The organism is Kribbella catacumbae DSM 19601 (assembly GCF_000372465.1).
Taxonomy (GTDB): domain Bacteria; phylum Actinomycetota; class Actinomycetes; order Propionibacteriales; family Kribbellaceae; genus Kribbella; species Kribbella catacumbae.
Map to the genome: position 1 here is coordinate 14,988 of NZ_AQUZ01000002.1, position 20,913 is coordinate 35,900.

The window sequence follows — 20,913 nt, forward strand, 5'->3', positions numbered from 1 at the left end:
CCCTGACGCGGCACCGGTGGGTACGGCGTCAGAGTGCTAACTCAGCACGCGAAGGGATCCACGGCTGCCACAGCAGTGGCATCCCGGCTTCCTCGGGCGTGCGGCAGCCCTTCTTCTCGTTGCACGAGGCGTGGGCGGCGACAGCGTTCAGCCACTCGCCGCGTCCGCCACGAGACCGCGGTACGACGTGGTCCATCGTCGTGGCGCCCACTTGGCCGCAGTACGCACAGCGGTACTTGTCACGCTTCAGTACGCCGGCACGCGTGTACTGCAGCCGTCCCGACGCGTAGCGCCACTTGGTGACGACGTACCGGACCAGGCGCAGTACGCGGGGAAAGGGGAACGGACCGATGCTGGCGCCGTCGTGCGCTTCCTCGACCACCGCGACCTCCCGGACGAGCATCCGGATGGCGTGCTGGACCGACACGACGTGGAGCTGCTCATATGAGGCGTTGAGCACTATGACACCGCTCATGCTTGGTTCCTCCTCTCCTCCAGTGTGCCCGACAGGTAGTTGCCGGGTCGGCTTTCACGGTGCGGCTCCAGGGACTCGAACCCTGAACCTTCTGGTCCTAAGCCAGACGCCTCTCCCAAACCTCCGGGGTCACATCCCGGTGCCTCGATCGCTTCAGCCTCGGACACAGCACGCCCGGCAGGACTCGAACCTGCAACCTCCTGCTTCGTAGGCAGGCACTCTCTCCAGTTGAGCTACGGGCGTACGCCGGCCCTGCGCCGGATCGACTGCGGATTTCCGGCGCAGGGCACGTACGTGGTCGGCGGCGGCTGGGCCAGATCCTCACCTGACGCGCCTGTCGCCGACCTGGTTTTGGCGCTCGCTCGGCCGGTAGCTGAGCTTGCTGCGGGCGCCTGGTCGAGCTGGGGAGACTCGAACTCCCGTTCCCCTCATCCCAAATGAGGTGGCCTGGCCGCTGGCCTACAGCCCGTCTCCCCGGCGCCCTTCATGAGGGGCGCCGGGGTATTGCAATGGCATATCCAGTTGTCAATTCTTCGAATTGCTGTTCGTGAACAGCAACAAAGCATCGGTGGAAGGAATCGAACCCTCATAGCACGGGTTTGGAATCCGGCTCGCTGTCCATAGCTCACCGACGTGGGGTGGAAAACAAAAGAGCCGCCTCGATCCGGGGTCTCCCGGGTCTGGCGGCTCCTGACGATCTGGATGATCAGTCAGGTGGACCGCCGTACGTCGGGCTCAGGCTCGCCGCGAGCTGGCGCGAATCGGCATACTGGTGCACGGATCGCAGGCAAGCAGGCGCGGCGTTGCGCTCTTCGCGCCACGCCATCCTGAACTCTTGCTTGCCGGTCACGGTGCTCTCCTAGTCTGTTGGTCCTTGCGGGGATTAGTTTCTCCCGCGGCCGTTGCCTAAGTCAATGCATTTCCCGAAACTTCTATTCCCCGGCATTTCTGCCGGCTCGCTCGTACGCCGGTACGACGGTGCCGCCCGCCCGCTGGTTCCGCCCTTTCCGGCCGATGCGAAGATGGCGGAATGATCGACAAGGTGGCCTGGATCGAGCTCGCCGACGGCCGTGTGCTCAGCACGAGATCCAAGGGCAAGGACACGTACTACCTCCCCGGTGGCAAGCGCGAGCCCGGCGAGTCCGACGTCGAGACGCTGGTGCGCGAGATCTCCGAGGAACTGTCCGCCCAGCTCGACCCGGCGACCGCAGTACACCTCGGCACCTTCGAGGCACAGGCCCACGGCCAGCCGCCCGGCGTCACCGTCCGCATGACCTGCTACACCGCCCAGTACTCCGGTACGCTCGCCGCCGCCAGCGAGATCGCCGAAATCGTCTGGCTCTCAGCCACCGACACCGCCCGGATCGCCCCCGTGGACCACCTGATCTTCGCCCACCTCCAAGCCGCCGGCCTCCTCCACCCCTGACCCGCCCCGGTATCCGATTCGGAATCAGCCCGCCCTCCCGCTACACTCTTGCAGCGGCCCTAGGGCCACCGCCGCCTTAGCTCAGTCGGCAGAGCGTCTCACTCGTAATGAGAAGGTCATCGGTTCGATTCCGATAGGCGGCTCCACCAAGGCCCCTCTGACCAGGCAAAACGCCTGAATCGGAGGGGCCTTCCCCATGTCCTGGGCGCGGCAGGTACGCACAAAAGTACGCACAGTCTCCGAAACGGGTACGTGTGGCCTGGTGGAACGCGGAGCTGAGGGCGTCCTGGCGTCCGTCCAGGGCCGGGTCCGGCGAGGAGCGACCGGTGCCGGACAGCTTCGGGAACGGCGCATCTCGGGCTTCCCTGGAGGCCTCGCTGAGAGGGGATGGAAAGCGACTCGACGCGGTTCGGCCTGGTAGCAACTCCGCTGGTCAGGCAAGGGTCATGCGGTGGGCAGTTGCGGTAGCAGGTCCCCTCAGTTGGTGAGTCTCGCACGCGCGTGCCGCCTGCGGATCTGCCGCCGGGGGCCTGGCACGGCAGTTGCTGCTCCTCGTAGCTGCTGGGCGTGTCTGGACCCGGATGGCGCGGTACGGCGTGAGCAGGTGGTCGGCCTGGTGGATGTCTCTTGTTTCGGAGTTGACGAGCGGCCGTGGCTCGTTCCGGCAAGTCGGGCAGGGACCGGATTTGGCGGCCCGGCAGCTGTGAACCGATCGATAGCGCCGGCTGTCGACGGCGACGAGACAGGCGAGGTGAAGCCGTCGGTGGGACCGGACAGGGACCCGTGTCAGTCCTGGTCCTGGGGTGGTCTCGTGCTAGACGCTGGGCGGACCCCGCACTGACCATTCGAAGCCGCCGCGGAACAGCGTACGAGCATCAGAATCGTCGGTGGTCCCGGAATGACCCGCCAGCGGCCATTTGGAGAGCCGAGGGAAGCCGTCAGCAAGACCGCGCAGAGCCCAGGACCAGTCCTGGTCCTCACGTGGTCTCGCGGGAGACCTTGAGGAGACCCGGCAAGCTACACCTCGAGCCGCAGCGGTACTGCTTACCGCGCCCAGATCCCCCGATGCATCAGTCAGGTCGACCTGCCAGCAAAGACGGCCGCGCTTGTGCCATACCCAGCGTCGCAGGTCATTAGATCGACTGCTGTACGGCCTGATGGCTGTTGCAGGTTTCGCCGCAGCTTGGATCGGCTGCGCTCGGCAATCGATGCTGCGACATACACGGCCGAGCAGGGCACGACGCGATGTAGAGCGTCCTGCGCGGACCTGGCCAGGGATGGGCGCCGTCTATCCGGCCGACCGTGACGGCCGTGACTCGCTCAGCTCGACACTCAGCTACTGGCCGCGCCTGCGTCTGACCTTGGTCGCCTGCTGCTGGACTGCGCCTTTTGTGTATGTGTTCACCTCACTGAGCACATGCACGATGCAGTCCAGCAGCGTCAGGCCAACGAGGAGAACTCGTTGCCAGCAGCCCCGGACGACCCTGGGGGATTGTCGACGGGTGCCGCGTATCAGGGAGAGGAGGAGCTCTTCCTAATAGACCAAGTTAGTCCAGACCGTTGTGTCGAACGAGTGAATTGCACCTTGTTGCAGGCGGCAACTTGCAACTGGTGCCGTGGCGTCCGACCGGGAGCGGTCGAAGCCGGCCGCAGGTCGCGTTACGACCAGGCTCGGCTGTCATTGTGCGGGGGGATCCTGCAGGGCGGCGAGCAGGGTGTGGGGTGTCCAGATGGGTTGTGCTCCGGGCCGGCCGGCGAGGTAGTCCGCGGCGCGAGCCAGTGTCCAGCCGTGGGCGTCGCACAAACCGGAGGCCAGCCTGGCGAGGTAGGCCGTTGACGGGGCCAGGGGTGCGACATCGGCTGCGGTCCAAGGGGCGGTGAAGGTGAGGACGGGGTGGCCGTCGAGGTCGCCGGTGTGCAGCAAGGTTTCGTAGCGGCCTGGGCCGAGCTGGGTTCTGCCGGTGGCCAGGACCATGGTGAGGTCGAGATCGTCGCCAGGCTCGCGGTACATCTCCTGGGCGACGATGTCGGCGAACTGGCTGCTGGTGATCAGATATGCACGCGCCGGTGCGGAGCCCGGTAGCGCGGGATCGTAGAAGGCTCGGCCACCGCCCCAGACCTGAGACTCGGTCGCGAAGTAGATCCCGCCAGGTAACGAGTGTCCGCGCGTCGCGGCCGCGGCGCGCGGATCCCGGCACCCGGGGTAGGCCCGGGAGCCGCCCTCGGGGGTACCGCCCGCCAGATAGCAGCCGAACCGGCTGGCGTTCATGTTCGATCCGTAACTGACGTACCAGACCCGCTCCGGCCGGGAGGCAGTGAGACGACCCGCTCGGTGAATGGCGGCCTCATTCTTGCGGAGGACGCGGCGCTCCTGGACCTCCTTGGCGGCCCGACCGTGACCGTCCAAGTCGGTCCCCGCCTGCTCGCCGTCGTTCTTGTCACTGGCCCCCATGAGCTCCAGTGTGAGCCATCCCGTAGGCGATGCGATGGCGGCCAGACAGAACACGGCGCGGCGGCTACTGATCTCAACGATTAAGGGGAGCACAGATGCTGAGCCGGCAGCCCGGGCTAGGGCAACTGACGACGGCGCCGATTGATGACATCGACATCGGTGCAATCTACCGCCAGGATGTCGAACACCTTGAAGGACGCCGGCCGGGTCGCTACTAGCTGGGTCAACTCGGCCGCGGCCGAGTTGACGTTGCGCTGCTGGAGCGCGTCGAAGTCCATCCGCCCCAGCCCACACCAAAAGGTCGCCGTCGAGCTCTCAGTCAACGCCGACCTGGCGAGTCAAGGCCTCGGCAATGTCGGGAAACTTCGCGCTGAATTCCTTGCCGTTGCACGACCACAGCGCAGCCTTCCCACCGGTCATGACAGCGCCAGCGTTGCTAGTCTCATTTCAACTTATACCGCGAGCCACCTGCCCTGACGAACCTAGAAGCATCGAGCGACACCACCGCATCCTCGCCGACGAACTCACCTGCGCGGCGCCCAAGTTGAACATCCACGCGAACCACCACCGTCACCAACGTCACGGCCAGCATCGATGAGTTGCCCGGCCCGACAATTTCGGCGGGGCACCTTGAAACTGTCGGTGTGTCCGAGTAACGTTCGCAGGCTGTCAATCAGGAGGTTTCGCGCGTGCTGCTCGAGGAGCTCAAGCCGGGTCTGCGGATCGATGGGCTGATCCCGGCGCAGGTCATCACGGTCATTGCCGTGCAGTGGCATGGGGTGGGGGCGCTGGAGCTGACCTATAAGACGGCGGCTGGCGGCCTAGGTCAGCAGGTCGTCTTCCGTGAAGATGAAGCCACGCTTGCGGTTGCCCAAAGCGGCAGCCGAGCTTTCGACGCGAGTGCCAACGACTTCAAGCTTGTCGCCGAGGCTCAGCGGATCTCAATGGCGGGGTTGTTCGACCCGATGCTTGCGGTCGCCACGAGCGACGTCCAGCCGCTTCCACACCAGATCCGGGCCGTGTACGGCGAGCTTCTCCCGCGCACGCCCCTTAGGTTCTTGCTCGCCGACGACCCTGGCGCCGGCAAGACGATTATGGCGGGGCTCTACATCAAGGAACTGCTGCTTCGTGATGACGTGAAGCAGTGCCTCATCATCGCTCCTGGTGGCTTGGTCGAGCAGTGGCAGGACGAGCTCTTCTTCAAGTTCGGGGTCCGATTCGATCTGCTCACCAACCAGCTGATCGATGCCCAGGCCAACTCCAACGTCTTCGAGAACTATCCGCTCCTGATCGCGCGCATGGACCAGCTCTCCCGCAGCGAGCAACTCCAGGCCCAGCTCAAGGAGACCGAGTGGGATCTGATCGTCGTTGATGAGGCGCACCGCATGGGTGCGCACTACTTTGGCGGCGAACTGCGCAAGACGAAGCGCTTCCAGCTCGGGGAGATGCTCGGTCAGATCACGCGGCACCTCCTTCTTATGACGGCCACACCCCACTCGGGCAAGGAAGAGGACTTTCAGCTCTTCCTCACGCTGCTGGACCGCGACCGGTTCGAGGGCAAGCAGAAGAAGAGCGCAGACGTCAGCGGCATCATGCGGCGGATGGTCAAGGAAGACCTCCTGACCTTCGAAGGCAAGAAGCTCTTCCCCGAGCGCATTGCCCAGACCGTTCCCTACGAGCTGAGCGCTATCGAGTACAACCTGTACGAGGACGTCACGCACTACGTCCGTGAGGGTATGAACCGAGCCGAGCGGATCGGCGGTAAACGGAAGAACACGGTCGGCTTCGCACTCACCGTCCTGCAGCGCCGCCTCGCCTCCAGTCCCGAGGCGATCTACAAGAGCCTCGTGCGCCGAACCGAGCGGTTGGAGCGCAAGAAGCAGGAGATTCTCAATGGCACCTACCGCGAGGCCGAACCGAGCGTCGACCTTGCTGACTTGGATAACGACGACTTCAACGCCGAAGAGATAGAAGAGATCGAAGAAGAGTTGCTCGATGCCGCGACCGCAGCGCGGACGGTCGAAGAACTTAATGCGGAGCTCATCGAGCTTGGGGAGTTGGTCAATACCGCGCGGCTGGTTCGCCAGGCCGGCACCGACCGCAAGTGGACTGAGTTGTCGAACATCCTTCAGGACAACGCACTGATCACCGACGCGAACGGCTGGCCGCGGAAGTTCATCATCTTCACCGAGCATCGCGACACCCTCGACTACCTGCGGGCCAAGATCGGATCCCTCATCGGCAAGCCTGACGCGGTGCGGGCGATTCATGGAGGCGTGCGCCGCGCCGAGCGCCGGCAGATCACTGAGGAGTTCACCAAGAATCGCGACTGCCAGATCCTGCTGGCCACGGACGCGGCCGGTGAAGGCCTGAACTTGCAGGCAGCCCACCTGATGGTCAACTACGACCTCCCTTGGAATCCCAACCGAATCGAGCAACGGTTCGGGCGCGTTCACCGCATCGGGCAGGAGGAGGTCTGCCGCCTTTGGAACCTCGTCGCCTCCAACACCCGCGAAGGCGAGGTCTTCACCCGCCTTCTGGAGAAGCTCGACCAGATGCGAGAGACCTACGGCGGCAAGGTCTTCGACGTCCTCGGCGAGGCCTTCAGTGAGACCCCACTGCGCAACCTTCTCCTCGAGGCTATCCAGTACGGCGAACGCGCCGACGTGAAGGCGAAGATGCATGAGGTCATCGACTCGACCGTCGGAGACGGCCTCAAGGGTCTCCTTGACGAGCGGGCACTCGCCTCGGAGCACCTCGCCGACGCCGACCTGCGGACCCTTCGGGCTGCGATGGATGAAGCGCGCGCTCGCCGCCTCCAGCCGCACTACATCGAACTCGCCTTCAAGGCGGCGTTCACGAAGCTCGGAGGTCGAATCGTCAAACGGGAGCAGGGGCGGTACGAGATCGCGAACGTGCCTCAGCACATCCGGTCTGCGGGTACAGGCCCCATCGCCACAAAGTACGACCGGGTCACCTTCGACCTCAGCCACGTGCAGCCTGGCGAGCTGAGCCGCGCCGATCTGCTTGCTCCGGGGCACCCCCTGCACGACGCAGTCATGGCGGAGGCCATCCGTAACTTCGGCGGTGCCCTCAACCAGGGAACGGTCCTCGTCTCGGCCACGCTCGACGAGCCTCAACTCCTCGTTGGTGTCGTCGAGGAAGTTGCCGACGCGACCAGCAACTCAGTCGCGCGCCGCTTCGGTTACGCCTTTGTCGACCACTTCGGCAAAGTCACCGCAGCCGGTCCCGCGCCATACCTCGATTGCGTCGCAGCACCGGCAGGGCCTGCAGCCGACGCCGTTCGCGAGCTTGGCTGGCTTGCGGACGCCGAGGACAAGGCCGTGAGCTGGATCATCGCCAATCATCTCCCCGAGTACCTCGCGGAGATTCAGCTACGTCGGCTGGCCGAACTGAGCAAGGCCCGCGACCTGGTCACCAAGCGCCTCAGTTCGGAGAGCGAGCGCCTCCTGCTCGACGCGGCCGTTGCGTCGGAGAAGGAACAGAACGGCGAGAAGGCAAGGGAGTCGTCGGACAGCCTGAACCGCAAGGCAGTCGAGCTGGACTCACGGCTGCGAAAGCGACTGGCGCTACTCGACCAGCAGCAGCTCATGTCTACCAAGCCGCCGCACATCGTGACCGCAGCGCTTGTGCTGCCGATCGGCATGCTAGAAGGGCAGATCCCGACTACCGCGCCGATCCACGCCAAGGAGACGAAGGAGGTCGAGCGCCGCGGCGTCGACCTGGTGATGTCCCGCGAGCGCGAGCTCAATCGGAAGCCCGTAGAGCAGGCCTTCAACAACCCCGGTTTCGACATTCTGTCCACCGACGCGAAGGGGGACTCTTACCGGATCGAGGTCAAAGCCCGGATCGATGGTGCTGACGACTTCTTCGTGACTCACAACGAGGTGATGACCGGAAAGAACGCGGTCCCGCGGTACCGACTCGCACTCGTGAAGGTCGATCCCAGAGGTAGCCAGCACGACGAAGTCAGGTACCTCGACGATCCGTTCGCCACCACTGACCTTGGCGACTTCGAGGCCACCGGCATACGCGGCGACTGGGCCAAGACCTGGGCGAAGGGCAGGTCGCCGTTCTGATGGTCGAGGGCCCCACGAATCACTCGAGTTCCATCCAAAAGCGTCGGGCCTCCACAGATAAGTTCATGCACACATCACCTGTCGCATCAGCGGCGGGGTTCGCCCGTCATCTCGGGCACGGAGGGTCGAGGAACTAGTGCACAAGCGCAAGCTAATCGAGGTGGCTTTGCCGCTGGAAGCGATCAACCGAGAGTCTGCTCGGGAGAAGTCAATCCGGCACGGCCACCCGTCCACGCTGCACCTGTGGTGGGCGCGTCGACCACTCGCTGCTGCGCGGGCGGTGCTGTTCGCGCAGCTCGTCGACGATCCGAGCGCCCGGCCCGAGGAGTTCCCGACCGAGGACCTCCAGCGCAAGGAGCGCGAGCGCCTGCACGAGCTGATCGAGCGGCTTGTCGTCTGGGAGAACGTGCGGGACGAGAAGCTGCTGCAGGAGGCGTACCAGGAGATTCTCAAGTCCACTGACGGCAACCCGCCGCCGATCCTTGATCCCTTTGCTGGTGGCGGTACGATTCCGCTCGAGGCCCAGCGCCTCGGTCTCGAGGCCCATGCCTCTGACCTCAATCCGGTGGCGGTCCTCATTAACAGGGCGCTCGTTGAGATTCCGCCGAAGTTCCGCGACCAGACACCGGTTTTCCCCGGCCTCTCGGAATCGCAGATCCGACAGTGGAAGGGTGCCGAGGGGCTCGCAGCCGACGTTCACGCCTACGGCCAGTGGATGCGCGACGAGGCTGAGCTGCGGATCGGCCACCTCTACCCGAAGGCGAGGCTGGCGGACGGCAGCAAAGCAACCGTGATCGCCTGGATCTGGGCGCGCACCGTCAGCTGCCCGAACCCGGCCTGCGGCATCCAAATGCCGCTCGTTCGCTCGTGGTGGCTCGGCAAGAAGAAGGGCAAAGAGGCCTACATCGTGCCTTCGGTCGTCTCCGACGGGGGAGAGCGACGTGTCGAGTTCGCGATCGGCCACGATCCCGCGGGCGCACCAAAAGACGGTGGCGACGGGACGGTCGCGCGCACAAGTGCGCATTGTGTTGCATGCAACGCATCTGTTCCCCTCACGTACATTCGGTCAGAAGGTTCGAATGGCCGGCTTGCCTCCCAGTTGATGGCGGTCGTTGCTGAGGGGAACCGACGCCGCAATTACGTGGCGCCAGACCAGGTTCAAACCGAGGCCGCACTAGTGGCCGGACCGGAGTCGCCGCCGTCTGGTTCGCTTCCACAACACAGTCTGAGTCCGAACAGCAATCAGACAATCAGGATCTACGGCTTCGAGGAGTTTGCGGACCTATTCTCGCCGCGGCAACTTGTCGCACTTACAACGCTGAGCGACCTTGTAGGCGAGGCCCGTACCAAGGTCATCGCCGACGGTGGCGGAATTGAATATGCGGGGGCCGTGGCGACTTACCTGGCATTTGCGATCAGCCGCAGCGCGAACAAGTCGTCGTCGCTTTGCTCGTGGGATAGTAGCCCAAAGATGGAGGCCGTCCGCGGTCTGTTCGCTCGACAGCAGATTCCGATGGCATGGGACTTCGCCGAAGCCAATCCATTTGGCGGTTCCTCGGGCGATTACATGGAAGACTTGAAATGGGTCCAGATGTCGCTCGAACGCGTCCCGGCAAGCCGCGGCGCGACGGTCCAGCAGGCCGACGCAGCAACGCGTGACTACGCCAATGTGCTTGTGTCCACGGACCCGCCCTATTACGACAACATCGGCTATTCGGACCTGTCTGACTTCTTCTACGTCTGGCTGCGGCGTTCGCTCAAGGGTGTCTACCCGGAACTACTCTCCACGATACTGGTGCCAAAAGTTGAGGAGCTGGTAGCAAACCCGCACCGGCACGACGGCAAGGTTGGGGCTCGCCAGTTCTTCGAGGACGGTTTTCGCTCGGTGTTCGCGGGCATTCGGAACTCGGTTGTTGCGGGTGCACCGCAAGAGACGTTCCCGATGACCGTGTGGTATGCATTCAAACAGTCCGACACGGACGAACTCGGTGAAGCGTCCACCGGCTGGGAGACCCTTTTAGAAGGCATGATCCAGTCTGGCTGGGAGATCACGTCGACATGGCCGAACCGCTCCGAACTGAGCAACCGAATGATTGCATCTGGCACCAATGCCTTGGCGTCATCGATCGTGCTTTCACTCCGCCCGCGCACGGACTCCGCACCGACGACAGACCGACGAGGATTCATCGGGATGCTGGAAAGCGAGCTCCCTGACGCTTTGAGAAGGCTCCAACAGGGCCAGATCGCGCCGGTCGACCTTCCACAGGCTGCGATTGGCCCTGGCATGGGGGTGTTCAGCCGCTTCAGTGCGGTGCTCGAGCCGGACGGGTCCAAGATGACCGTTCGGGCGGCGCTTGCGCGTATCAACGAGATTCTCGATCAGGTTCTCAACGAGCAGGAGGGCGACTTCGACTCGCCCTCGCGATTCGCGCTAGCGTGGTACCGACAGCACGGGTATGGCGTCGGAAAGTTCGGCGACGCGGACAACCTCGCGCGCGCCCGCAACACCAGTGTGGACACGATGGACCGTGACGAGATCCTCACGAGCCGAGCGGGAAGTGTGCAACTCCTTAAGCCGTCGGACTTGCCCTCGGCTTACGACGTACTGAAGGACAGCCACACCAGCAACTGGGAAGCCCTCCACCACCTGATCAAGGTCGTCGAGCGAGACGGCATCGGTCCGGCCGGTAACTTCCTCCAGGCAGCCCTCAGCCGACCTGACGGAACCGTTGGTGCGGACCTGGTCAAAGAGCTGGCCCACCTCCTGTTCCGCATCGCCGAGGGCAATGGTTGGACCAAGGACGCGCTCAGCTTCAACAACCTGGTCACCAGCTGGCCCGAGATCCTAGCAGTGGCGCGCAGCGCCAAGAAGCCACCTATCGAGCAGGGCGCGTTCGACTTCGGGGAGGAGGACCACTCATGAAGGATCTGACAGCCGGCGAATACGCCCTGCGAAAGATCTTCTCCAGCGACTATGAGTTCACGATCCCGGACTATCAACGGCCCTATGCCTGGGGCAAAGAGCAGGCCCTTCAACTGCTCGACGATCTAGAAGGTGCGCTCGCTCGTGACACCGACGAGCCCTACTTCCTCGGTTCGATTGTCCTCGTCAAGGCCGGATCCGACCCGCGGGCGCAGGTCATCGATGGCCAGCAGAGGCTCACCACACTGAGCATTCTCTTCGCAGTGCTCCGAGACCTGACCGGGAACCCGAAACTTGCTGCTGAGTTGGCCAAGGTGGTCGTCGAGCCCGGTGAGATTCTGGCTGCAACTCAGGCGAAGCCGCGGTTGACGCTTCGCAAGCGTGATGCCAAGTTCTTCGCCACTCATGTCCAAACTGAAGGCGCCACGGCGGGGCTCGTTGCCCTAGACGACGCGCAGCTGAAGACCGATGCGCAAAAGGCAATTCGCCACAACACCGCAGCACTCACAGAGCGACTCGCTGCCTGGGCCGACGACAAGCGCCAGCGCCTAGCCGCGATGCTGGGTACGCGAACCTTCCTCGTTGTGGTCAGTACACCGGATCTGAACAGCGCCCACCGCATCTTCAGCGTCATGAACGCGCGCGGACTCGACCTCACGCCTTCCGACATCTTCAAGTCGAAGGTGATCGGCGACGTGAGCGACCCAGATGCGGCCGAGTACGCCGACAAATGGGAGCAGGAGGAGGTCGACCTCGGCCGAGATGCCTTCGCGAACCTCTTCGGCCATGTGCGAATGATCTTCATGAAGGAGCGCGCCAGCAAGGTACTACTCCAGGAATTCGACGAGCAGGTGCTCAGCAAGTATTTGCCCGGCAAGGGCCGCGCATTCGTCGATGACGTCCTGATTCCGTACTCCGACGCCTACGAGCACCTGCTCACCCAGAACTATCCCGACGGCGGGAACTGGGCGCCAGTCAACAACTGGCTACGTCGCCTGATGCAGGTCGACAACGACAACTGGCAGGCACCCGCGCTGTGGGCGCTCAGGGAACACGGAAACGATCCGGCCTACCTGTCTGAGTTCCTGCGCAAGCTCGAGCGACTGGCCGCGAGCATGCTGTTGCGCCGCATCTACGCGACTCCTCGAGGCACTAGATACGGCGAGCTTCTCAAGCAAGTCGAAAGCGGAGGCGGGCTGTCGAGTCCTGCCTTCGAACTCACACCTGATGAGCTGTCGGAGACCCGGGATCAGCTGGCCGATCGCATCTACCTGGTCGCGCCGGTCCGCAAGTACGTCTTGCTGCGTCTCGACGATCTGCTCGCCAAACAGCCCGGTGTGAGCTACCAGCACAAGATGATCACTGTGGAACACGTACTTCCGCAGAACCCGAAGGACAACAGCGTCTGGAAGCAGGACTTCACCGACGATCAACGCGCGTACTGGACCCATCGGCTCGGGAACCTCGTACTACTCAACCGCGCCAAGAACAGCGAAGCCCAGAACTACGACTTCGCCAAGAAGAAGTCAAGCTACTTCACTAGCGCAAACGGCAGCGCCGTGTTTGCACTCACAACTCAGGTGCTCACGCATGCCGACTGGACCCCCGCCGTCATCGAGGCCCGCCAGACCGACCTCCTTGGCGTGCTTCACAAGGAATGGGAGCTGAGCTGACATGGCTCTAAGCAACCGCGATCGCATCGACCGCATGTTCCAGGTCCTGGCTCCGGCACTCGACGACTTCATCGCCTCTGTCGTCGGCGAGGGCGACCCCGAACTGGGCGCCGTCTGGACGAAGCTCGTGCAGGCTAAGGACGCCAAGAACGGCGCCTCGGCCAACAAGGCCTATGACGCGCTCGACCCCCAGGTGCAGTTCCGCATCCTCACCGAGGGAAACATCACCGGAAGCTTCAAGCCTGGCTGGTACCCGTTCAACCATGCGATCGGGCGCGCCGGCGAAACCTTCGCCAGCGAACTGCGGGAGGTGCGCAACGAGTGGGCGCACAACGGAACGTTCTCTGACGATGACGCCTACCGAGCGCTGGACACAGCTGAGCGGTTGCTCAAGTTGATCGGAGCGACGAGCGAGGCGGACGAGGTCCGGAACATACGACTCAACCTTCGTCGGGTGACGGCAGACAAGGACGACAAGAAGGTCCTCAAGGCCGCGGTCGACAATCCGGAGGCGTCGGGGTTGCGGCCATGGCGCGAAGTCCTGCAGCCTCACGACGATGTCGCTACCGGAAACTTTCACGCCTCGGAGTTCGCCGCAGACCTGTACAAGGTCGCTACTGGGGCCGAGGTCGACTCCGACTACGCGGACCCCGTCGAGTTCTTCCGGCGCACCTACCTAACTGAGGGGCTGCGCGACCTCATTGGGCGGGCCGTTCGGCGCCTTGTCGGCGACGGCAACGCCTCGCCGGTCATCAATCTGCAGACCAACTTTGGTGGCGGCAAGACCCACTCGATGCTCTCGCTGTGGCACGTGGCGGCCGGCCTGCCTGTTGGTCAGTTTCCGCAGGAAACCCAGGAGCTGCTGGCGGCCAACGGGTACGCAGGCACCCAGGTCAACCGGGTTGCCATCGTTGGCAACCATTTCAGCCCGTCGGGTGTTACGAAGGAGGACGGTACGCACGTCAACACGATCTGGGGCGAGCTCGCCTGGCAGCTCGGCGGTGCCGAGGCCTACGCCGTAGTCGCCCCGTCGGATCGCGACCGGACGCTCCCGGGAGATGCTCTTCACGAGCTTCTGGCCAAGTACGCACCTGCAGTCATTCTCATCGATGAGTGGGTCGCCTATGCACGATCACTCGTCGGCCGCGACGATTTGGCAGGCGGTACCTTCGACGACCAGTTCACCTTCGCGCAGTCTCTGACCGAGGCGGCCAAAGGCACCAAGGGTGTTCTGCTCGCGATCTCGATCCCGGCCTCGGAGGCCGGTGCGGACGGCACCAAGATCGTGGTGGGCAACGCAGAGGAGGTCGGCGGGACCAACGGACTCGAAGCACTCAAGCGGCTTCAGAATGTGGTTCGTCGAGTGGCCGATCAGTGGCGGCCAGCGTCTTCGGACGAGGCCTATCACATCGTCAAGCAGCGGCTCTTCAAGCAGCCGGACGCCGCCTCGCTCGCGGCAATCGGTGCAACCGCCAAGGCATACGTTGAGATGTACCGGAAGTACACCGAGGACTTCCCTCGGGAGGCGCGTGACTCGGCGTACGGGGACCGGATCAAGGCGACGTACCCAATACACCCTGAGCTCTTCGACACCCTTTACGAGGAGTGGTCGTCTCTTGAGCGGTTCCAACGTACCCGCGGCGTCCTGCGCCTCATGAGCACCGTCATCCACGCGCTGTGGACTGGCGAGGACGCCTCGCCCATGATCATGCCGGGCTCGATCCCGCTGGCGACGTCCAACGTGAACTCCGAACTGACCCAGTACCTCCAGGATTCTTGGAAGGCGATCATCGATGCCGACGTCGACGGACCGAACTCCGAACCGACTCGCATCGACAAGGAAAGGCCGCTGTTCGGGCAGCGAGCATTGACGAAGCGCCTCGCGCGCACGGTGTTTTTCGGTGCCGCGCCAACGATCGCGCCGGGCTCCGTACATAGGGGAATCGGCTCCCAAAGAGTCTTCCTTGGAACTGCAGTCCCCGGTGACGTGCCGGGAAACTTCCATGCCGCGCTGACTCAGCTCGGGGACCGTGCCACGTACTTCTACTCTGGCTCCGGGAAGTACTGGTACGACGTTCAGCCCAACATCACCCGTACCGCGAAGGATCAGGCGGAACGTCTTCACAAGGAGGACGTCTGGGCCGAGATCGTCGGCCGCCTTCAAAGCCAGGGTCGTTCGCGAGGTGACTTCGCGGGTGTTCACGTCTGCCCTGAGTCGAACGCGGATATCCCCGACACGGACGAGGCTCGCCTCGTGATCCTTCACCCGAAGGTCGCGCACAAGCGTAGTGCCGAATCCGCCGCGAAGGACTTCGCCCACAAGGCAACCGAGCATCGCGGCAGTGCGAACCGTACGCACCGCAACACGCTCGTGTATCTGGCCGCCGACGAGGCCCGACTCGAAGAGCTCGACAACGCTACCCGCGACTTCCTCGGGTGGACGCATGTCCTGTCGAACGAGGCCGACCTCGATCTGACCCAGAACCAGAAGAACCAGGCGTCGCAGCGCGCGGCGCAGGCAAACCAGACGGTGACCTCGCGCCTGCTCCAGACGTTCACATGGGCACTGGTGCCGACGCAGCCAGACCCTGGCGCGCCTTTCCTCGTCAGGGAGACCAAGATCGAGGGGCAGTCGGACGGACTGGCGGATCGTGTCTCCCGCCGGCTCGGCAATGATGGCGACCTGTCGACGCGTCAGGCTGCATCCACGATCCGGCTTGCGATCGGCAAGGTGCCACAAATCTGGACGAGTGGACACGTCTCGCTCGGAGCGCTGTGGGGCCTGTACACCCAGTACCCGTACATGCCGCGGCTCCGTGACCGCTCCGTGCTGGACGTGGGAATTCTCGACTTGCCGATGATTTGGCAGACGGATGCTTTTGCTCTTGCCGCTGGCTACGACGAGGCGGCAGGACGGTACATCGGACTCTGGACACCGGGGGACAAGGAGAGCGCTCCGGTCGCGATTGACTCGCTCTTGCTTGTGCGCCCCGACATCGCGCAGAAGCAGCGCGCGGAGGAGCCCGGGCCAGCGCCTGCTCCCGGTGCCGAGCCAGGCCCTGGCCCGAGTCCGCAGCCCGGTCCTGGTCCCTCGCCGACCCCGCCGAAGGTCGTGTGGCCAACCCGCTTCTACGGGGTCAAAACGCTCACCTCGGACAAGATCGCGCTTGAGTTTAAGAACATAGCCGACGAGGTGCTCGCTCACTTACGCTCGGGGGAGAACACGAAGGTGACCGTGCGGATTGAGATCGAGGCGACGGACTCCGAGGGCTTCAATGAGAGCCGCGCCCGGGCCATCTCCGAGAACGCGCGCACCCTCAAATTCGACCAGTCAGGCTTCGAGGAAAGCTGATCGACGAATGGCGCGATTCGCAAGGGAGCCGTGGAACCGCAGGGCTTTGGAGGCTTCGCCCTGGTCCTCCCCTGACTTGGCAAAAAAGTCCCAAGAAGACCTGAAAGTGGCGGGTTACAAGCCTCTGAAGGGACCACGTCTGGGGCCGAGCTGGATCGTCGTGTTGTGAGCGGTAGGCAAAGGCACAGCGCCGCCAGGTGAGCTCACCCGCGCTGCGTACGGAGCGCCGCCGGTTGCGTCGACTTGCAGGGTTGCTGTTGCTGGACTGCGCCGCCTTTGTGATGCGCGCCCGCCTCACCGGGAGCGCACCGACGACACAGTCCAGCAACTTCAGGCCAACGAGGAGAAACTCGTTGCCAACGGCCCCGGACAAAGTGGGGGATTGTCGACGGGTGCCGCGATGCCGGGAGAGCCCTCCCTCCCGAATTATCCAGCGTAGGCGTGACCACGGTTGAGATCGACCCGATTGCACGTACTGACATCTGGCCAGGACGCCGGTGATGGTGTGGTGGAGGAGTTAGTCGTAGAGCCGGGCTGTGACTTGCAAGCGTCCGCGTCGGCTTCTACGCAGCCGTGGCCGCTGGTGAGATCCTGACGGACCTTTACCGAACTGCGGCGGGGATCCCAGAGGTGGCCCTTAGACACAGTTCGGCCGAGCCCAGGCGGATCGTGCTGGCGACGCTGGCCTCTTCGATGCTCACGCCCACATCGGCCAGAGCAATGCCCGGCGTCACGAGCGGTCGGAGCAACGTCTCAGGTGCCAGCGCTCGATCCCAGGTCAGCTCCCAGCTGTCGCCTGCTCCGCGCAGGTCGAAGCCGCAGCCCCAACAGTTGCCGGGGAGATCGGGAAAGTCCTCGTCATCGGCATACAAGAACTGGCCGATACTCCAGCGGCCATCACGGCTACGGCACGACGACCGCGCCATCAGTGCTGCGAACAATCGCTTCGTGTCGTGGCTCATTGGTGACACTTCGCCGAGCGCAGTTATCTCCTCGGCCTCCAATGGCCCGCGTGCGGTTTCGTCTGCGATCTTGCGGTACCAGCCTGGCCCGGTTCCAGTCACCATCATCCGGCCGCCGGTAGGCAAATGCACGAACTCGTAGCCGTTCGGGCCATGGGGCAGGATCCTCAGACCTGGCAACTGAGGCCGGCCTGTTCTTTTCGGACCGAATGAGCAGGCCAGGTTGTCCGCGGCGCCGGCGTTGGCCATCACGAAGATGTCGTACTGCGCGCTGGCATCCCAGTCATAGCACAGCATTCGCGAGATGTTTCGTGGTCCGGGCGTGAATGCGAAGTAGAAGAGCAGCGCCCGCAGATCGAACTGGCCTAGGGTGCAGGTGTCCAGGCCGTGGGTGCCGTCGCGGCTGATGCCGCGGCGTGCCATTTCAGGGGTTTCGCCGGTATAGCGGCGGCGTCCGCGCGCCAGCCGTCCGCGATCGGGCATAAGCACAGTCCTCTCCCACCAGCCCGGCCAGGCGAGACACGTTGCGAGGGTGTGTGTGCCGTAGTGACTGGACTGGGTGACCACACCCTTTGGCCGTCCTATGGGTCTGTGCTCGCCGGGGAGCATCGCCCGAAGGCCTAACGGGCGTCCAGCACCCGCCAGCGAGGACTCTAAGCCCTCCCGGCGATTCACCCCCAGCAGGCCGCAGTACCCGGCGCGTCGGCAAACACCACCGACGTACCAGAGGTCGCAGGTTCAAATCCTGCCCCCGCTATCAAGGAAGGCCCTCTGACCAGGTAAGACTTCGGTCAGAGGGCCTTCGCCATTCTTGTCGGAATTTCGAGGCCACGGTCTAGGAAGTACGTGACTGAACCTCACCGGGGTTGACCTGAGGTGACCTGCCTTCGGCGTGCTGGCTCGTCTTGAGGCAATTAGACGCCGGCAATCGGAGCTCTCCTTGGCCACCGGGAGTCCGATCCTAGAGTGGGTAGCGGACCCCTCCAGGAGCTTGTTCGTTAGGCGATGCCGCCTCGGTATCTCACACCGCGCCCCGTCGCTGCCGCCAACACCGCGAGGCCGCGCGCGGGCGACTGCAGATCCTGTACGTCGCTCTCCGGATCGGTCTGAGACGAGCAGTACAAAGTCCGCCTGTTGGGATCGGCGATCGAGTGAACGTAGTCAGGTCACGGTATGGAGTTGGCCGTCGCAGCGCTGCTCGTCGTTCAGGTCTCCGGCTCCCTTCGGGCTGTGTGCCAGCGGTCGTTCAGGTCCTTCTTCCATCCCTTGGGAGGTGGCCATGTCACTCCCCATGCAGCGAGCTGTGCCCGGGTAAAACCGCCGGCGGCGGTACGCGCGGCTTCGATGTCATCCGGGGAGGGCAGATCCGGCAACCGTTCCCGCTCTGGTGAGCTCAGGAGGGATTCAGGTGTCGAAGGTGGGTGACGCCGATCGGCCGGCGAATCGGCACCGAGGCGAGAGTGGGGTGCCCGCTCGCTCGGCCCGTAGTTTGCGCCCTTGTGAATATCGACCAGGCCGACTGACTCGGGTATCTCGACCTCCGTGCGGCCGTTCCAACGTACCCACAGCGCCACCCGTCCGGCCTGGGCTTCGGCCTGGAGTTTCTGCAGCGACCACACCTTCCCGTGCTTGTCTATCTCGATCGCGACCGCAGGCTGTTGTGCGGGTCGAGTGCACACCAGATCCAGCCGTGCGCGCCGAGGCCCGGTTTGTGTCATGCGGGTGAGCTGCCCCCATGCCTCGTAGGCGACCATCCATCCTTGCGCGGTGGCCCAGCGCGCCGTTTCGCTGGTCACTAGCCTTGTTGCCTGCACCGCGGTCAATCCGCTCAGCCGCAGCGGGTGAAGGTGCCGGTACAGCGAAGCCGCCAACGCCGTCGTCTCATCGCGCGGTGAAGCCATGCATCCACGATAGAGCTGCGCTACCGGATGAGATGTAGTCGGCCGAGCCTCGACGACCGTGTAGCCGGCGCTCCGACGACCGTCCCGTTCTTACCACCCGTCGACACCGCATAGCCGTGATCACCAGGCCCACCAGTCGTCGGGCAAGCGGCCATCGTCGACCTTGTTCAGCTGGGGCAGACCGGTGTACGTGCGAAGTGCGTGGCCCATCTCCGGTAGCCGTGCCGCCGGCAGCAGGCGCTCCAGCGACAACCCCGGGAACTGGTGGTAGTTCAGGGCGCCTGGGTGGTCGGCCAGGGCGCGCAGAAAGGTCCGGCGGCCGGGCGACAAATCGCCGAAGGCCGGTGCCGGACTGGTGCCCTGCACGTCGAAGACCTTCTCCACGGTGGCCCCGGCGACCGTGTCGCACTGCCGGATGGTGACGTGCTGCAGGCACACCGCCACGGCCACCAGCACCTCGTCGATCGACATTGCGAGATCAGGTGCATCGTCGATGAACAGCAGTAGCGAGCGCCCCGTGTAGGCGTACAGGTTCCCGTCGTTGTGGTCCGTGTGCTGTTCCAGGCGCGGGCCATTTGCTACGTCGGCCAGCGTGCTGAACGCCCGCGCGGCTAGGGCCCGGTCCATGCCGTGAACGACGCGGAGCCTGGCTAGCGCCGTCGCCGCGGCCCAGCGCAACAACGGTTCTGGCGAGTCCATCAGTGAGCAGACCGGCTCGATCTGGTCTTCAGAACCGAGTAGCCCGATCCCCACCACGACCGTTGCCAGGATCTCGGGGACGAATTCGCAGTCCAGCCGGGCGACCAGGGCCGGCACAATCGACTCGGCCTCTTCGGGAAACCACGACACCAAGTAGGCGGCGTGCTGTCGCACCGGAAAATCCGGATCGTCCAGCAGATCCAGCACGAGCGGAAGCTCTCGGCGCACGGCATCGTAGGCGCGCAAGCTCTCCGACCGGCCGGCGATGGAACGCCCAGCCGCAACGAGATCTCGAACACTCAGCAGCCAGTCCCGCTTGCTCTGGCTCGTCTCGGCGGCGATCTCTTCGTCGAGCTCCCGCAGCTCGACCTCGGGCGGGGTGACGGAGGCGCGCCAGTCCGCCGCGTTGATTCCCATCGGCAGTTCGTACTCGTCGTCCCAGGCCACCGCTAAGAACGTCAGCAGCGGTAGCGCTTGCACTCGAGCCCACGGCGTGCCGGCAACAGCGATGCGCGCCAGGAATGGGACCACGAACGGAGTCGCCGGGTATCGGCTGCCCTGATGCGCGATGTTGTTCGCCAATCGACCGAATGCCTCGGACATGGCCGCGAGGTCATTGCCACAGATCGCGCGCAGATCGGCTGGGACATCCGTGGCGGGGCCGTAGGCATGATCGAGCTCGGCCCAGTCGACGTCGTCAAGTCCGGTGAGAACATCGATCGAGTCGGTCATGTACTGACCCTTCCATTTCGTAACGACAGAACCAGAGTCGTGGCTGCTGCGACGACGTCGGAGTGGCCGGTCGCTATCCGACAGGCGGATGCAACACATGTCAGGCGGGCGAGGTTGAATACGGGTTCGAGGGCGTGCCTTACACCTTCGGCGTCAAGGGGCTGGGCCTCTTGGTAGGTCTTATGTTGCTGCAGGCACAGGGTTTGGGCGAGTTCGGT

General features: G+C 64.2%; 12 protein-coding genes and 3 tRNA genes. 6 read left to right on the top strand and 9 right to left on the bottom strand.

Features of this window, described 5'->3' with window-relative positions; genetic code table 11:
• Positions 1-28 precede the first annotated feature (28 nt).
• The 4 genes from A3ES_RS0102215 to A3ES_RS53685 all read right to left on the bottom strand — a co-directional run bounded on the left by A3ES_RS0102215 (position 29) and on the right by A3ES_RS53685 (position 1,325).
• The gene (locus A3ES_RS0102215; protein WP_020385138.1) at positions 29-475 is read right to left on the bottom strand and encodes an HNH endonuclease; all 447 of its coding nucleotides are present in this window, start codon (positions 473-475) and stop codon (positions 29-31) included.
• A 169-nt stretch (positions 476-644) separates the two neighbouring features.
• A tRNA-Arg gene (locus tag A3ES_RS0102220) sits at positions 645-718 on the bottom strand.
• Between the two features lie 150 nt (positions 719-868).
• A tRNA-Pro gene (locus tag A3ES_RS0102225) sits at positions 869-944 on the bottom strand.
• 237 nt (positions 945-1,181) lie between these two features.
• Complete coding sequence (locus A3ES_RS53685) at positions 1,182-1,325, bottom strand: hypothetical protein (protein ID WP_157630276.1); 144 nt, start codon at positions 1,323-1,325, stop codon at positions 1,182-1,184.
• A 180-nt stretch (positions 1,326-1,505) separates the two neighbouring features.
• Here A3ES_RS53685 and A3ES_RS0102230 point away from each other — a divergent pair, with 180 nt between their 5' ends.
• On the top strand, positions 1,506-1,901 hold the full coding sequence (locus A3ES_RS0102230) for an NUDIX hydrolase (RefSeq protein ID WP_020385139.1): 396 nt from the start codon (positions 1,506-1,508) through the stop codon (positions 1,899-1,901).
• A 70-nt stretch (positions 1,902-1,971) separates the two neighbouring features.
• Positions 1,972-2,047: transfer RNA gene (locus A3ES_RS0102235), tRNA-Thr, on the top strand.
• A 1,532-nt stretch (positions 2,048-3,579) separates the two neighbouring features.
• Here A3ES_RS0102235 and A3ES_RS0102240 read toward each other — a convergent pair.
• Together A3ES_RS0102240 and A3ES_RS53690 are read right to left on the bottom strand one after the other, a co-directional pair.
• Complete coding sequence (locus A3ES_RS0102240; RefSeq protein ID WP_020385140.1) at positions 3,580-4,353, bottom strand: hypothetical protein; 774 nt, start codon at positions 4,351-4,353, stop codon at positions 3,580-3,582.
• A 116-nt stretch (positions 4,354-4,469) separates the two neighbouring features.
• Positions 4,470-4,631 (bottom strand): DNA ligase-like domain-containing protein, encoded by a 162-nt coding sequence (locus A3ES_RS53690; RefSeq protein ID WP_020385141.1) that lies wholly within the window; start codon positions 4,629-4,631, stop codon positions 4,470-4,472.
• A gap of 411 nt (positions 4,632-5,042) precedes the next feature.
• Here A3ES_RS53690 and A3ES_RS0102255 point away from each other — a divergent pair, with 411 nt between their 5' ends.
• The 4 genes from A3ES_RS0102255 (at position 5,043) to A3ES_RS0102270 (ending at position 16,401) form a co-directional block, all read left to right on the top strand.
• The gene (locus A3ES_RS0102255) at positions 5,043-8,453 is read left to right on the top strand and encodes a helicase-related protein (RefSeq protein ID WP_020385144.1); all 3,411 of its coding nucleotides are present in this window, start codon (positions 5,043-5,045) and stop codon (positions 8,451-8,453) included.
• A 160-nt stretch (positions 8,454-8,613) separates the two neighbouring features.
• Positions 8,614-11,376, top strand: a complete 2,763-nt coding sequence (locus A3ES_RS0102260) for a DUF1156 domain-containing protein (RefSeq protein ID WP_237744836.1) — start codon at positions 8,614-8,616, stop codon at positions 11,374-11,376.
• A complete protein-coding gene (locus A3ES_RS0102265) occupies positions 11,373-13,049 on the top strand; it encodes a DUF262 domain-containing protein (RefSeq protein WP_020385146.1) in 1,677 nt (558 codons plus the stop codon). Before A3ES_RS0102260 ends, A3ES_RS0102265 begins: the two co-directional genes overlap by 4 nt.
• 1 nt (position 13,050) lies before the next feature.
• Positions 13,051-16,401 (top strand): Swt1 family HEPN domain-containing protein, encoded by a 3,351-nt coding sequence (locus A3ES_RS0102270; RefSeq protein WP_020385147.1) that lies wholly within the window; start codon positions 13,051-13,053, stop codon positions 16,399-16,401.
• Positions 16,402-17,003: 602 nt separating this feature from the next.
• Here A3ES_RS0102270 and A3ES_RS0102275 read toward each other — a convergent pair.
• The 3 genes from A3ES_RS0102275 to A3ES_RS0102280 all read right to left on the bottom strand — a co-directional run bounded on the left by A3ES_RS0102275 (position 17,004) and on the right by A3ES_RS0102280 (position 20,695).
• Positions 17,004-17,846 (bottom strand): hypothetical protein, encoded by an 843-nt coding sequence (locus tag A3ES_RS0102275; protein WP_157630277.1) that lies wholly within the window; start codon positions 17,844-17,846, stop codon positions 17,004-17,006.
• 722 nt (positions 17,847-18,568) lie between these two features.
• The gene (locus A3ES_RS53695; protein WP_157630278.1) at positions 18,569-19,264 is read right to left on the bottom strand and encodes a hypothetical protein; all 696 of its coding nucleotides are present in this window, start codon (positions 19,262-19,264) and stop codon (positions 18,569-18,571) included.
• A gap of 120 nt (positions 19,265-19,384) precedes the next feature.
• The gene (locus A3ES_RS0102280; protein ID WP_026162489.1) at positions 19,385-20,695 is read right to left on the bottom strand and encodes a hypothetical protein; all 1,311 of its coding nucleotides are present in this window, start codon (positions 20,693-20,695) and stop codon (positions 19,385-19,387) included.
• Positions 20,696-20,913: the final 218 nt, after the last annotated feature.

Coding starts and splice junctions, on each gene's coding strand:
- A3ES_RS0102280 (WP_026162489.1), bottom strand. CDS start 20,695: ATGACCGACTCGATCGATGTTCTCACCGGACTTGACGACGTCGACTGG.
- A3ES_RS53695 (WP_157630278.1), bottom strand. CDS start 19,264: ATGGCTTCACCGCGCGATGAGACGACGGCGTTGGCGGCTTCGCTGTAC.
- A3ES_RS0102270 (WP_020385147.1), top strand. CDS start 13,051: ATGGCTCTAAGCAACCGCGATCGCATCGACCGCATGTTCCAGGTCCTG.
- A3ES_RS0102215 (WP_020385138.1), bottom strand. CDS start 475: ATGAGCGGTGTCATAGTGCTCAACGCCTCATATGAGCAGCTCCACGTC.
- A3ES_RS0102230 (WP_020385139.1), top strand. CDS start 1,506: ATGATCGACAAGGTGGCCTGGATCGAGCTCGCCGACGGCCGTGTGCTC.
- A3ES_RS53690 (WP_020385141.1), bottom strand. CDS start 4,631: ATGGACTTCGACGCGCTCCAGCAGCGCAACGTCAACTCGGCCGCGGCC.
- A3ES_RS0102265 (WP_020385146.1), top strand. CDS start 11,373: ATGAAGGATCTGACAGCCGGCGAATACGCCCTGCGAAAGATCTTCTCC.
- A3ES_RS0102240 (WP_020385140.1), bottom strand. CDS start 4,353: ATGGGGGCCAGTGACAAGAACGACGGCGAGCAGGCGGGGACCGACTTG.
- A3ES_RS0102275 (WP_157630277.1), bottom strand. CDS start 17,846: ATGCCCGATCGCGGACGGCTGGCGCGCGGACGCCGCCGCTATACCGGC.